The sequence below is a fragment of the Lederbergia citrisecunda genome, from assembly GCF_018343695.1.
GTDB lineage: Bacteria > Bacillota > Bacilli > Bacillales > Bacillaceae_C > Lederbergia > Lederbergia citrisecunda.
Genome location: NZ_JAGYPJ010000001.1, coordinates 855633 through 870220 on the forward strand (window position 1 = coordinate 855633; position 14588 = coordinate 870220).

15 protein-coding genes and 1 other annotated feature are annotated in these 14588 nt (G+C 36.4%); all 15 genes read left to right on the forward strand.

Features of this window, described 5'->3' with window-relative positions; all coding sequences use genetic code 11:
• Positions 1 to 30 precede the first annotated feature (30 nt).
• The gene (gene ftsZ / locus KHA93_RS04300) at positions 31 to 1164 is read left to right on the forward strand and encodes a cell division protein FtsZ (RefSeq protein WP_213109596.1); all 1134 of its coding nucleotides are present in this window, start codon (positions 31 to 33) and stop codon (positions 1162 to 1164) included.
• Between the two features lie 638 nt (positions 1165 to 1802).
• A complete protein-coding gene (gene spoIIGA / locus KHA93_RS04305) occupies positions 1803 to 2729 on the forward strand; it encodes a sigma-E processing peptidase SpoIIGA (RefSeq protein WP_213109597.1) in 927 nt (308 codons plus the stop codon).
• Between the two features lie 37 nt (positions 2730 to 2766).
• A complete protein-coding gene (sigE, locus tag KHA93_RS04310; protein WP_213109598.1) occupies positions 2767 to 3486 on the forward strand; it encodes an RNA polymerase sporulation sigma factor SigE in 720 nt (239 codons plus the stop codon).
• A gap of 241 nt (positions 3487 to 3727) precedes the next feature.
• Positions 3728 to 4546 (forward strand): RNA polymerase sporulation sigma factor SigG, encoded by an 819-nt coding sequence (sigG, locus tag KHA93_RS04315; RefSeq protein ID WP_432806341.1) that lies wholly within the window; start codon positions 3728 to 3730, stop codon positions 4544 to 4546.
• A gap of 314 nt (positions 4547 to 4860) precedes the next feature.
• Positions 4861 to 5136, forward strand: coding sequence for a YlmC/YmxH family sporulation protein (locus KHA93_RS04320; RefSeq protein ID WP_213109600.1), 276 nt, complete (start codon positions 4861 to 4863; stop codon positions 5134 to 5136).
• 116 nt (positions 5137 to 5252) lie between these two features.
• The gene (locus KHA93_RS04325; RefSeq protein ID WP_213109601.1) at positions 5253 to 5924 is read left to right on the forward strand and encodes a YggS family pyridoxal phosphate-dependent enzyme; all 672 of its coding nucleotides are present in this window, start codon (positions 5253 to 5255) and stop codon (positions 5922 to 5924) included.
• Between the two features lie 18 nt (positions 5925 to 5942).
• The gene (locus KHA93_RS04330) at positions 5943 to 6392 is read left to right on the forward strand and encodes a cell division protein SepF (protein WP_213109602.1); all 450 of its coding nucleotides are present in this window, start codon (positions 5943 to 5945) and stop codon (positions 6390 to 6392) included.
• A gap of 3 nt (positions 6393 to 6395) precedes the next feature.
• Positions 6396 to 6656, forward strand: coding sequence for a YggT family protein (locus KHA93_RS04335; protein WP_213109603.1), 261 nt, complete (start codon positions 6396 to 6398; stop codon positions 6654 to 6656).
• Between the two features lie 18 nt (positions 6657 to 6674).
• Positions 6675 to 7451 (forward strand): YlmH family RNA-binding protein, encoded by a 777-nt coding sequence (locus KHA93_RS04340; RefSeq protein ID WP_213109604.1) that lies wholly within the window; start codon positions 6675 to 6677, stop codon positions 7449 to 7451.
• A gap of 95 nt (positions 7452 to 7546) precedes the next feature.
• Positions 7547 to 8056 carry a DivIVA domain-containing protein gene (locus KHA93_RS04345; RefSeq protein ID WP_213109605.1) on the forward strand — a complete coding sequence of 170 codons (510 nt, stop codon included), beginning with the start codon at positions 7547 to 7549 and terminating at the stop codon, positions 8054 to 8056.
• 53 nt (positions 8057 to 8109) lie between these two features.
• Positions 8110 to 8343, forward strand: a binding site (T-box leader).
• A gap of 41 nt (positions 8344 to 8384) precedes the next feature.
• Entirely contained in the window at positions 8385 to 11144 is a 2760-nt protein-coding gene (ileS, locus tag KHA93_RS04350; protein ID WP_213109606.1) for an isoleucine--tRNA ligase, read from the forward strand.
• Between the two features lie 301 nt (positions 11145 to 11445).
• Positions 11446 to 11922, forward strand: a complete 477-nt coding sequence (gene lspA / locus KHA93_RS04355) for a signal peptidase II (protein WP_213109607.1) — start codon at positions 11446 to 11448, stop codon at positions 11920 to 11922.
• Positions 11909 to 12820 (forward strand): RluA family pseudouridine synthase, encoded by a 912-nt coding sequence (locus KHA93_RS04360; protein WP_213109608.1) that lies wholly within the window; start codon positions 11909 to 11911, stop codon positions 12818 to 12820. The genes lspA and KHA93_RS04360 overlap by 14 nt, the downstream gene beginning before the upstream one ends.
• A 194-nt stretch (positions 12821 to 13014) precedes the next feature.
• Positions 13015 to 13560 carry a bifunctional pyr operon transcriptional regulator/uracil phosphoribosyltransferase PyrR gene (pyrR, locus tag KHA93_RS04365; protein WP_213112767.1) on the forward strand — a complete coding sequence of 182 codons (546 nt, stop codon included), beginning with the start codon at positions 13015 to 13017 and terminating at the stop codon, positions 13558 to 13560.
• A 139-nt stretch (positions 13561 to 13699) separates the two neighbouring features.
• Positions 13700 to 14581: an aspartate carbamoyltransferase catalytic subunit gene (locus KHA93_RS04370; RefSeq protein ID WP_213109609.1), complete on the forward strand. Its 882-nt coding sequence runs from the start codon at positions 13700 to 13702 to the stop codon at positions 14579 to 14581.
• Positions 14582 to 14588: the final 7 nt, after the last annotated feature.

The following is a 14588-nucleotide window of genomic DNA, read 5'->3' on the forward strand; positions in this document are numbered from 1 at the left end:
CGGTAATTAAACAAAATAGGAGGACTTGCCATGTTGGATTTTGATACAAATTTAGATTCATTAGCAACCATTAAAGTTATTGGCGTTGGTGGTGGCGGTAATAATGCTGTGAATAGAATGATTGAACATGATGTTCAAGGTGTTGAATTTATTGCCGTTAACACAGATGCACAAGCTCTTAATTTATCTAAAGCAGAAATTAAAATGCAAATTGGAGCAAAACTTACAAGAGGACTTGGTGCCGGAGCAAACCCTGAGGTTGGAAAGAAGGCTGCCGAAGAAAGTAAAGAGCAAATTGAAGAAGCTTTAAGAGGCGCAGATATGGTATTTGTAACAGCAGGAATGGGCGGGGGAACAGGAACTGGTGCTGCTCCAGTTATTGCTCAAATTGCTAAAGATCTAGGCGCTTTAACGGTTGGAATCGTTACAAGACCATTCACATTTGAAGGACCGAAACGTGCTAAACAAGCTAGTGGTGGAATAGGGGCTATGAAGGAAGCGGTTGATACACTTATTGTCATTCCGAATGATCGATTGCTTGAAATTGTCGATAAGAGCACTCCGATGCTTGAAGCTTTCCGTGAGGCAGATAATGTACTACGACAAGGTGTTCAAGGTATCTCCGAATTGATCGCCGTACCTGGGCTAATCAACCTTGATTTTGCCGATGTTAAAACGATTATGTCGAATAAAGGATCAGCATTGATGGGTATTGGTGTTGCTACAGGAGAAAACCGTGCTGCTGAAGCGGCCAAAAAAGCCATATCTTCTCCGTTGCTAGAAACATCCATTGATGGAGCCCAAGGTGTCTTGATGAATATTTCTGGAGGTACAAATATTAGCTTGTATGAAGTACAAGAAGCTGCAGATATTGTATCATCTGCTTCCGACGAAGAAGTAAACATGATTTTCGGTTCTGTTATTAATGAAAACTTGAAAGATGAAATTATTGTAACAGTTATTGCAACTGGTTTTAATGAGGCTACCCCTCAACCAGTTCAACAAAGACCAAGTTTTGGACAAGCAAAACCGAGTTCGCATTTACAAAGCGTTACTCGTGAACCAAGAAGGGAAGAAGTTCAAGAGCCAGTCAGATCGAATCAGTCTGTCGAAGATACTTTAGACATCCCAACTTTCCTTCGTAATAGAAACAGAAAAAGATAATATTAAATAAATTTGTACAAATAGCCTGTAAGCCAAAAAGCTTACGGGTTATTTGTTTATAGTAAAGAAAGTATAAGATTATTTATAAGTCTACTTAGTTAGACTATTGTTATTGCAGTCTAGCACTAGCAGCCATTGACTAGTGAACTTCTTGTCTTTCTACTTGGTGCTAATAGTATCAATAAAAGTCATAGTGTGACTTTATTTGCTTCAGAACATTTGCACGTCGGAAGCTCGCGGGATGCGAGTCAAGAAGGCGTTGCCTCGTTAGCATTCCGCTTCAGGCGTCGTCCGCTTTTAGTGGCTCATCGTTATTCCTTTATTACAAGTCTCCGGTCGAAAAGGAACCTCAACTAAAATCTCCACGTTCTCTGGCCATTTACTTCGATGGGGAAGGATACTTGCGCTTTTCTTTAGAGCAGATGTGCGCTTTACTTAGACAATCTTCGAATGAAATGGTGAAAACTTCTATTTTTTCCAATACAGAAACTGACACATTCTAAAAGACAACTAATTTATACTTTTTATGAAAGCACTTATCCTAACTTTATTATAAAAGTAAAAAAATACTTAATGAAAATGGTATCTATAATGCTATCGAATATTTGTAAATAGGTATTTTTTTGGGGGAGGTATGATTGGTTGTTTATTTAGATATTATCTGGATATTAAATTTGCTTATCGATAGCCTTTTACTATGGATTACATCAATTTTTTTAAAAAGATCGGCACATCCTATACGAATCATATTAGGAGGAGTATTAGGATCTCTTTTAATTTTAATGGCAATCACTCCATTCTCGACTTTTGCGGCCCATCCCATAGTTAAATTAACAGTATCAATAGTGATGATGTTAACAGTATTTGGTTATAAAAAGTTTTCAAGTTTCATTTCTTGCTTATTAACGTTTTATTTTGCGACGTTCTTAATGGGCGGCATTTTGATAGGAGTTCATTATTTTCTTACATTTAATTTGGATCTAAAATCAACCGTAGTCATTCAAAATTTACGGGGGTATGGAGATCCTGTAAGTTGGCTTTTTTTGATCTTGGTATTTCCAATTGCGTGGCATTTCTCTAGAAGAAGGGTAAATGCTTTAACAATTACTAACATCCAATATGATGTCCTCATTAATGTCACCATTACAATTAATGGAATTATTTTACACTTAAAAGGGTTAATCGATAGTGGAAATCAATTATATGATCCAATTACAAAGACTCCGGTGATGATCGTTTCAATACAATCTATTAGAAATATGTTACCTCCAGAAGTTATCACTATCGCAGATGATACAAATCAGCTTTATGATACTGTTTCTTTACTTCCGAAAGAATGGAGCAGTATTATGCGATTAATCCCAGCAAAATCCCTTGGTAAAAACAATCAGCTTCTTTGTGCTTTTAAGCCAGATAAAATAGATTTCAATAAAGAAAATGGAAGTACTTCTGTTAATAAAGCACTTATTGTTTTCACATCTCAAACACTATCAAAGGATGAAAGTTTCCAATGTATTATCCATCCATATATGACAGCAAGTGCTGTTGAACATCCGGCATCGTAAATTCTTATACTTCTAAGAGTGAAAGGAGGACAATTTTTTGAAATCATTGCGAATACGTATTCAGTACTATTGGTATCGCCTATTAAACAAACTTGGGTTAAAATCAGATGAAATTTACTATATAGGTGGAAGTGAAGCATTGCCTCCTCCACTATCAAAAGATGAAGAAGAAATTCTTATAAATAAGCTGCCTAATGGGGATAAAACGGCACGGTCTTTACTAATCGAAAGAAATTTACGATTAGTCGTATATATAGCTAGGAAATTTGAAAATACGGGAATTAATATTGAGGATTTAATTAGTATTGGAACAATTGGCTTAATAAAAGCTGTTAACACCTTTAATCCCGAGAAAAAAATTAAACTTGCAACATATGCATCTAGATGTATTGAAAACGAAATTCTTATGTATTTACGTAGAAATAATAAAACTCGATCTGAGGTTTCTTTTGATGAACCATTAAATATTGATTGGGATGGAAATGAATTATTATTATCCGATGTTTTAGGTACAGATGATGATATCATTACAAGAAATTTAGAAGCGAATGTGGACAAAAAGCTACTATTTACCGCTCTCCATAAGTTATCGGATCGTGAGAAGCAAATAATGGAATTAAGATTTGGCCTTACAGGCGGTGAAGAAAAAACACAAAAAGACGTGGCAGATATGCTCGGAATTTCTCAGTCTTATATTTCACGTCTTGAAAAAAGAATCATTAAAAGACTTCGAAAAGAGTTTAATAAAATGGTCTAAGAAAAGGGTATCTGTCTCTTCATCGAAGTTCTCTATTTGCCCAAGAATTGTGATAAGGGAAACACGAGGAATCGATGTTGACTTATGAAAGAAAGGGACATGAATTTTTGGAAGTTAAAAAGCACTGGAGCTAGACTAGAAAAAAATATTTCTACATGGAAAAGCCAATATTTATATTGGTTTTTTCTTTTTTTTGCCCTTCTTCTAAAAAAGCTAGTGCATAGATTTTCCTCCTACGGAAATACTTAATTTTGTACATCAGCTCCTGCAAGGAGGGAAAAAGTTGAAGCGAAATAAAGTTGAAATATGCGGTGTGGATACTTCTAAGCTCCCTGTCCTAAAAAATGAAGAAATGCGGGAACTTTTAAGGCAAATGCATCAAGGAGATCGATCGGCAAGAGAAAAATTAGTAAATGGAAATTTGAGACTTGTTTTAAGTGTAATACAACGGTTTAATAATCGAGGTGAATATGTAGACGATCTCTTCCAGGTTGGCTGTATAGGGTTAATGAAATCCATTGACAATTTTGACCTTAGCCAAAATGTTCGATTTTCAACATATGCCGTCCCAATGATTATTGGAGAAATTCGGCGTTATTTAAGAGATAATAACCCAATTAGAGTTTCCCGGTCATTAAGAGACATTGCCTATAAAGCATTGCATGTTAGGGAGCGGTTAATGGCTAAAACATCAAGAGAGCCAACATCTGAAGAAATTGCGAAAGAATTGGATATTCCTCATGAGGAAGTGGTCTTTGCATTAGATGCCATACAAGATCCAGTGTCATTATTTGAACCAATATATAATGACGGTGGGGATCCGATATTTGTAATGGATCAATTAAGTGACGAACGGAGCCGCGATAGTCAATGGATTGAGGAAATTGCACTCCACGATGGGTTACAAAGACTAAATGAAAGAGAAAAAATGATTATCCGCAAACGATTTTTCCAAGGTAAAACACAAATGGAAGTTGCAGAAGAAATCGGAATTTCACAAGCACAAGTATCCCGTCTAGAAAAAGCGGCTATTAAACAAATGAATAAAAACATACAATAAATAAGAAAAGTGTAAGCGCCTTGCTGATCGACGTACAGGCCCACAGGATGTGGGTCAGTCAACGAAGACATAAGGACGTGGCGGTTTTAGTCGACGATCCTATCTTGGCTTAAGTAAGCCTTGACTTATCGTAGGAAGAAGACAAGAATTTTTTCAAATTGATAAGTCCTAGAGCTGAACAATATATTCCCCACCTTATCCGGATAATGGAGCATGATTCCCTATTTTAGGGAGGCATGCTCCAATTTATTTTATTGTAAAAAGGTCATCCATCGCATACATATAGAGTAAATGGAAGAAGGCGAGGAATCGGAATGGTTAGAATATCTGAATTTCAAACGAAAGATGTTGTAAATATTTCAGATGGACGCAAGCTTGGAAATATCGGGGATATTGAGATTAACCTTGAGACTGGGAAAATTGAAACCATTATTATCGGATATTCAGGGAAACTACTTGGCTTTTTTGGTAAGGATGAGGAGATCATCATTCCTTGGAATCATATTGTCAAAATTGGGGAGGATGTGATTCTTGTTAGACATCAGAACCAACAATATGTTCAACAGCAACTAGAAGTGCCTAAAAATTGATTTTTATTATCCGACAGACATCTTTTGTGGTACACTAAAGAAAAATATCTTTTCGTGTAATTTTGACAAAGATCAATTCAATCGATCTTGAAACGAAAAAGTAGGAGCTATTGTACATGAAAGTGGAAACGAAGTTCGCTCTTATTAAAGAAAATATAGAATTAGCGTGTAAAAGGGCGAATAGACAACCAAATGATGTAACTGTCATTGCTGTTACAAAGTATGTGTCAAATGAAAGGGCAATGGAAGCATTAAATGCAGGCATAGTGCATTTTGGAGAAAATAGAGACGATGGCCTGACTTCCAAATGGGAGGTTCTGGGAGACAGGCCAGTATGGCATTTTATTGGAACGCTTCAAACACGTAAAGTAAAAAATATTATTGATAAAGTTACATATATCCACTCGTTGGACAGGCTATCATTAGCTACAGAAATTCAAAAACGTGCTAAAACCCACATAAAGTGCTTTGTACAGGTCAATGTTTCTGGGGAAGATTCAAAACACGGAATTAATCCAGAAAACGTCATTCCTTTTATACATGAATTATCATCATATTCTAATATTCAAATTGTAGGGCTCATGACGATGGCCCCCAATACTAATGATGAAGCTATTTTACGAAACTGTTTTCGCCGTTTGCGAGAAAAAAAGGAAGAAATAAAAAGATTAAATCTTGAATATGCTCCATGCAATGAATTGTCTATGGGGATGTCGAATGATTATATGATTGCAATAGAAGAAGGAGCTACTTTCGTTCGTATTGGTACTGCTCTAGTAGGAGAATAAAGAAGGAGGTCTATAATCGTGGGAATAAAGTCAAAATTTAAAAATTTTTTTCTGCTTGAAGATGAATATGATTATGTTGAAGAAGAAAAAATTGTAAAGGAGACTCCAAAAATGCCTGAGCAGGAACTGAGTACTCCAAAAACACGTAAACAAAATGTAGTAAGCCTTCAAAGTGTGCAAAATTCTTCCAAAATGATTTTAATAGAGCCAAGGGTTTATGCGGAAGCACAAGAAGTAGCTGATCATTTAGTAAATCGTCGTGCTGTAGTTGTTAACTTGCAGCGAATTCAACGTGATCAAGCTATTAGGATTGTTGATTTTCTTAGTGGTGCGGTTTACTCCATTGGTGGAGATATCCAAAGAGTAGGTAAAGATATATTTTTATGTACACCAGATAATGTTGAGGTTTCAGGGAATATATCTGATTTGATCGAGGACAATGATTATAATGATACGAGGTGGACTTAAAAAATGAATATGATTTTGAATATCATTGGCTCAGCTATTGGTATTTACTCATGGATTTTAATTATTTATATATTGATGAGCTGGTTTCCAAACTCACGTGAAACTTCTATTGGACAGTTATTTGCAAAAGTATGCGAACCTTATCTTGAACCCTTTCGAAGAATCGTTCCTCCAATCGGAATGATTGATATTTCGCCACTCGCGGCATTTTTTGTTTTGAAACTTGCCTCTGCAGGGTTAATTGAAATAGGTAGATGGTTTTAAAAAGATGGAGTGTGCTCTATGTCTGTTATTTACCAGCATTTTAGGCCAGAGGAAAAAGAATTTATTGACCAAGTTACAAGCTGGCAGCAATATGTAGAAAATACTTATTCTGAGAAACTGACTGACTTTCTTAATCCGCGAGAGCAATATATTCTTAGATCAATCATTGGCGAGAACAATGAAATTAAGTATATCTTCTTCGGTGGTACGGAAAATTGTGAAAGAAAAAGAGCGTTGATCTTTCCAGAATATTTGCAGCCAAGTAATGAAGACTTTCAAATTACTTTATATGAAATCGAGTATCCAAAAAAGTTTTTAAATCTTGATCACCGTATGGTTTTAGGTTCTCTTATGTCTATTGGTTTAAAAAGAGAGAAATATGGCGATATTATCATTAATGGTGATCGCATCCAGTTTTTTTTGGCAACAGAAGTTGAACAGTTCGTCACCATACAGTTGAATCAAATCGGTAAGGCTAAAGTCAGCGTGTCAAAACTAGACTTAAAAAATGCAATTATTTCTGATGAGGACTGGAAAGAAAAAGAGACAACAGCTAGTTCTTTGCGTCTTGACGTTATATTAGCCGCTGCTTTTAATATTTCAAGACAAAAAGCGCAACTTTTAATTCAACAAGGTCACGCTAAAGTAAATTGGGAAACAGTTGAGCGTACTGCCTTTGAATGCGATGAAGGGGACGTCCTTTCTGCCAGAGGACATGGTAGATGCTGTTTACTATCAATCCAAGGCAAAACCAAAAAAGACAAATTACGGATTAAATTAGGATTACTAAAATAAATATTTAAAAAATGAAAAGATTCTAGCAGGTTTAGTCGGAATTCTGTATAATATGTATAAATACACATTTGAAGGTCCTTTGTGGAGGTGGCATAATGTCGTTAACGCCAGTCGATATACATAATAAAGAGTTTAGTAGAGGTTTTCGCGGATATGATGAAGACGAAGTAAATGAATTTTTAGATCAAGTTATTAAAGAATTCGAATTGCTAATTCGCGAAAAAAAAGAATTAGAAGATAAATTAGCATCCATGAACGAACGATTAGGACATTTTAATACAATTGAAGACACTTTGCATAAGTCAATTGTAGTAGCTCAAGAAGCTGCTGAAGAAGTAAAAGGAAATGCCCAAAAAGAAGCGAAGCTAATTATTCGGGAAGCGGAAAAGAATGCTGATAGGATTGTGAATGAATCTCTATCAAAAGCTCGTAAAATTGCTTTGGAAATTGAAGATTTGAAAAAACAATCAAAAGTGTTCAGAACTAGGTTTAAATTATTGATTGAGGCTCAACTAGATCTTCTTGGTAGTGATGATTGGGAACATTTAATGGAATATGAAATCGATTCCTCAGAATTAAAGTCTCTTCAAGAAATAGAAGATTAAACATTGACGAAAGATATTAAGCTCACATATAATAATGAATACTATTTATTATATTTTAAACGATGACAGGGACAGTACGTTTCTTATACCCCTAAAAAGCGATTCAGGGATAGTGCGAGCCTGAAATAGGAGAGAAATGGAAAATCACCCTTGAGTTCTTAATTCGAAAGCTTAAAGTTAGTAGATGAAAGCGGTCATTCCACGATACGGAAACTAGAGTGGGCAAATCTATAATGATTTTGCTTATTTGGGTGGTACCGCGGGAAATATACCTTCTCGTCCCTTATTGGGATGGGAAGGTTTTTTATTTTTATGGAGGCGAATAAGAATGGATTACAAAGATACGCTACTGATGCCAAAAACGGAATTTCCGATGCGTGGAAATTTGCCGAAAAAAGAGCCGGAAATTCAAGCTCGTTGGGAAGAAATGAATATTTATAAAAAAGTTCAAGAACGTACGAAAGGCAAACCGCTTTTTGTGTTGCACGATGGTCCTCCTTATGCAAACGGGGATCTTCATATGGGGCATGCACTAAATAAAACGTTAAAAGATTTTATTGTTCGATATAAATCGATGAACGGTTATTGTGCACCTTATGTGCCGGGTTGGGATACTCACGGATTGCCAATTGAACAAGCATTAACAAATAAAGGCGTTAATCGCAAAGAAATGACAGTTGCGGAGTTTAGAGAGCTTTGTGCGAAATACGCTTATGAACAAATTGATAACCAAAGAACTGAATTTAAGCGACTTGGGGTAAGAGGGGATTGGGAAAATCCTTATATTACATTAAAACCGGAATATGAAGCTCAACAAATTCAAGTTTTCGGTGAAATGGCTAAAAAAGGTTATATTTATAAAGGGAAAAAACCTGTATATTGGTCTCCTTCCAGTGAATCGGCTCTTGCTGAAGCTGAAATCGAATATAAAGATAAGCGTTCTCCATCCATTTATGTTGCTTTTAATGTCGTAAATGGAAAAGGTGTAGTAGGAGAAGGTACTAAATTTATCATTTGGACGACGACTCCTTGGACTATTCCAGCAAATCTTGCCATTGCCGTTCACCCGGAGCTTGATTATGTTGTTGTTCAAGTAAACGATGAAAAATATATTGTTGCTAAAGATTTATTAGAGACGGTATCTTCCGTTTTAGAATGGGAAAACACGGAAACAGTTCAAACTATTAAAGGGTCGGAAATGGAAAAAGTGGTCGCGAAACATCCGTTTTACGATCGGGAATCTCTCGTCGTATTAGGTGAGCATGTTACTACAGATTCTGGTACTGGGTGTGTCCATACGGCACCAGGTCACGGGGAAGATGACTTTTATGTTAGTCAAAAATATAATTTGGACGTCCTTTGCCCAGTTGACGATAGAGGTCATATGACAGAAGAAGCTCCAGGATTTGCAGGATTATTTTACGATGCCGCTAATAAACCAATCACTGAAAAACTTGAAGAGGTTGGAGCATTACTGAAGATTGATTTTATTACTCACTCGTATCCACATGATTGGAGAACAAAAAAACCAGTTATTTTCAGAGCAACTCCTCAGTGGTTTGCGTCAATCAAAGATTTCCGACCAGAATTGCTAGAAGCCATTAAAGAAGTAAAATGGGTTCCAAATTGGGGCGAAACAAGACTATATAATATGGTTAGAGATCGTGGAGACTGGTGTATTTCAAGACAGCGTGTATGGGGAGTGCCAATTCCTGTTTTCTACGCTGAAAACGGAGAAATCATCATTACAGATGAAACCATTTCTCACGTTGCTAGCCTTTTTAAGGAAAATGGTTCGAATATTTGGTTTGAAAAAGAGGCTGTAGATTTATTACCAGAAGGATTTACTCATCCAGGAAGTCCAAATGGCATATTTACGAAAGAAACTGATATTATGGACGTCTGGTTTGATTCTGGTTCATCTCATCAAGGTGTATTAGTCGAGAGAGACGATCTACAGCGCCCAGCTGATCTATATTTAGAAGGATCAGACCAATACAGAGGGTGGTTTAACTCTTCACTTACAACATCTGTAGCTGTAACAGGCAAAGCTCCTTATAAAGGTGTTTTGAGCCATGGATTTGTTCTGGATGGCGAAGGAAGAAAGATGAGTAAATCTATAGGTAACGTCATTGTTCCTACAAAGGTAACAAATCAATTAGGAGCGGAAATTGTGAGACTATGGGTTTCATCAGTTGATTACCAAGCTGATGTTCGCATTTCTGATTCCATTTTAAAACAAGTAAGTGAAGTTTATAGAAAAATTCGCAATACTTTCCGGTTCTTACTAGGAAATCTTGCTGATTTCGATCCTGCAGTTGATGCAATCGAATATAGTAAGCTTAGAGAAGTAGACCAATTTATTATGGTAAGATTGAATAACTTAATTAAGGAAGTGCGGAATTCGTACGAAGAATATGAATTCATGAATATTTACCATGCTGTTAATAATTTCTGCACACTCGATTTAAGTTCTTTCTATATGGATTTTGCGAAAGATGTATTATATATCGAATCTAAAAATAATTATGAGCGCAGAGCTATGCAAACCGTTATGTATGAGAGTGTTGTAGCACTTACAAAATTACTTTCACCAATTTTATCTCATACAGCAGACGAAGTATGGATGTTTATCCCAGGTGTTCAAGAAGAAAGCGTTCAGCTGACTGATATGCCGGAATATCAAGACTTGCAAGGTGCTGAAGAGCTTGAGAAAAAATGGTCACAGTTCTTAAAGCTTCGTGATGATGTGTTAAAAGCACTTGAAGAAGCCCGAAATGAAAAAGTAATTGGAAAATCTCTAACGGCAAAAGTTATTTTATATGTTAATGATGATATTAAAGACTTATTGGATAGCCTTTCTGAAAGCATGAATCAATTATTCATAGTTTCCGGTTTTGAAGTAGCTGGTTCTATGGAAGAAGCTCCAAGCAATGCTTTAAAACTGAATCATGCTGCCATTATTGTTGAAAAAGCAGTTGGTGAGACATGTGAAAGATGTTGGGTCGTGACCCCTGATGTTGGCAAGGACAGCGATCATCCAACTCTCTGCCCTCGCTGTGCAGCAGTTGTAAAAGCAGATTATTAATAGAAAAGAACAATCGTCTTGAGTAGGAAAGAATTCTAAGGAATAAACTTCCTGTTCAACGCATTTCTAACGTGAATCCCGCAGGCCTTACAAGTAAATGTTCTGAGGAGATAAAGTCAGTTATTGACTATAATTTCCTTAAGATATTTGTCCTCGATAAGATAAACGCTGGAGCTAGTTATAAAAAAATAGAAAGCCTTCCGTTTTTTTCGCGGAAGGCTTTTAAAATCCTGTTTAAACTTAAACATTTATGCTAAAATGCACGAAGGATAACTTACTACGAATCGGGGGAAAAATAATAATGATATATTATGCCATTGCATTATTAGTGATCGCTTTCGATCAACTCACTAAATGGATTATCGTACATAATATGGATTTGGGACAAAGAATTACAGTCATTGACAATCTATTTTATATTACATCACATCGTAATCGAGGAGCTGCTTGGGGAATATTACAAGACCAAATGTGGTTATTTTATATAATTACAATTATTGTTATTGGGGCAGTTATTTATTATTTAGAAAAACATGCGAAAGGTAAGCCGTTATTTCAGTTAAGTTTGGCACTTATTTTAGGTGGAGCAATTGGGAACTTTATTGATCGCCTGTTTAGAAAAGAAGTAGTAGACTTTTTAGATACGTATATTTTTACGTATGATTTTCCGATTTTCAATATAGCAGATTCTGCATTAACGATTGGAGTAGCGCTAATTTTCATCCAAATGTTAAAAGAGGGGCGAGAAGAAAAGGTGAAACCTAATGGACAAAATTGAACATGTAACTTTAGAATCTGAAAAAGGTGAACGCCTTGATAAGCTGATTACTAGTCTGCATTCAGAGTGGTCTCGCTCACAGGTTCAGCAATGGATTCGTGATGGTCATGTCGAGGTTAATAAGAAAAAAGAAAAAGCAAATTATAAATGTAACGTAAATGATTTAATTGTGATTACCATTCCTACTCCAGAACCTTTAAATATCGAACCAGAACATATGGATTTAGAAATCTATTTTGAAGACGCAGATGTGCTAGTTGTCAACAAGCCTAAAGGGATGGTGGTCCACCCTGCACCAGGTCATTATACAGGAACACTTGTAAATGGGATTATGGCACATTGCGAAGATTTGTCCGGAATAAATGGAATTATGAGGCCAGGGATTGTTCATAGAATTGATAAAGATACGTCGGGGCTATTAATGGTTGCAAAAAATGATGTTGCCCACGTAAGCCTTGTGAACCAGCTTGTAGAAAAATCGGTTACGAGAAAATACTATGCTCTTGTCCACGGCGTGATTCCGCATGATCATGGAACGATAGATGCTCCAATAGGGAGAGATAAAGATGATCGGCAAAGTATGACAGTAATCGAAGGTGGTAAGCATGCTGTCACTCATTTTAGTGTTCTTGAAAGGTTTAATCATTATACATTCGTTGAATGTGTATTGGAGACAGGGAGGACGCATCAAATTCGTGTTCATATGAAATATATTGGTTATCCATTAGTAGGAGACCCGAAATATGGACCCCGAAAAACATTAGATACAGATGGGCAAGTTTTGCATGCTGGTATCCTTGGGTTTATCCATCCTAGGACAAATGAATATATGGAATTTTCGTCGCCAATTCCTGATTATTTCAGCAATCTTCTAGCAAATTTGCGTAATAGTAATTGACAAAAGCATAGGTAAGTATTATAGTGTTTATAGTTTCATAAGCACCTTTAACTTAGTCCAGAGAGGCTGAGAAGGATACTATTCAAAGCTGATGGTTTTATAAACTATGCAGCTATATCATTGTGATTAGTGTACCCTCCTGCCTTATGGCTGGAGGGTTTTTTAGTAAGGACCAATATAAAGAGGTGGAAGAAATGGTACAAAAAACGATTGTGTTGGACGAAAAATCAATTCAAAGAGCACTTACTCGTATAGCACATGAAATTATTGAACGAAATAAAGGGATAAGCGATTGCATTCTTGTCGGAATAAAAACGAGAGGAATTTATCTCGCCGATCGTTTAGCAAAGCGCATTGAAAAAATTGAAGGACAGCCAATATCAGTTGGGGAACTAGATATTACATTATATCGCGATGACCTAACACCAAAAACGAAGGATGCTGAACCAGAAGTAAGGGGTTCACATCTACCAACAGATATTAATAATAAAAAAGTGATATTAGTTGATGATGTCTTGTATACAGGAAGAACCGTCCGCGCTGCGATGGATGCACTTGTAGATAACGGAAGACCATCTGCCATTCAGCTTGCCGTTTTAGTTGACCGGGGACATAGGGAATTGCCAATTCGAGCAGATTTTATTGGAAAAAATATTCCTACCGCGAGTCTTGAAAGAGTGATCGTTGAACTTGTTGAATCAGATGGAAGCGATCAAGTAAGTATATATAAAAATGAATAATTCCCTTTTAAAAACAGTCCTGTGAGGCTGGCAAAGGGAGGTTACATGAAGCTACGCTTAGCTTCTTCTTTATGTACCCCTCTTTGTCTATATTGGACTAAGAGGGGTTTTTAATTTGTAAGAGATGGAGGCAGAATGCATGAAACAACATCTAGTGTCGATGAACGATTTGACCACTAAGGATATTATGGACCTATTAAAAATGGCTGAGTCATTTGAAAATGGCGATCATTGGTCTCCAAATAAGAAAACATTTGCAGCAAATTTATTTTTTGAACCAAGCACTAGAACGAAAACAAGTTTTGAAGTAGCAGAACGTAAGCTTGGATTAGATATCGTCCCTTTTGAATCAGGATCTTCTAGCTTATTAAAGGGTGAATCCTTATATGACACAGTAAAAACATTAGAATCAATTGGTATTGATATAGCGGTTATCAGACATGAACAAGATCATTTTTATGATGAGTTAATCAATAAGGTGAACGTTAAAATCATTAATGGCGGAGATGGCTGTGGCCAACACCCAACCCAATCCCTTTTAGACCTGTATACGATTAATCAGGAATTTGGATCTTTTGAAGGGTTGAAAGTTGCAATCGTCGGGGATTTGAGACATAGCAGAGTGGCTAAATCAAACCGAGATGCCTTAACTGCTCTTGGTGCTGAAGTGATATTTTCCGGACCTTCGGAATGGTTCATCGACTCAGATGCTAACTGTAACTTTAATATCGATGAAGTAGTGGAAACAGTAGACGTATTGATGCTTTTAAGAATCCAACACGAAAGGCACTTCAGCCTGACTGCCATCTCAGCTGATCAATATCATCAGAAATTCGGTCTTACGGTAGAAAGAGAGAAAAGGATGAAAAAATCAAGTATCATTATGCATCCTGCTCCTGTGAATAGAAATGTAGAAATCGCAGATAGTCTTGTAGAATGCGAACGTTCGAGAATCTTTAAGCAAATGGAGAATGGCGTGTACGTTCGAATGGCTGTGTTAAGAAAATTACTAGAACAATAGGGGGTTG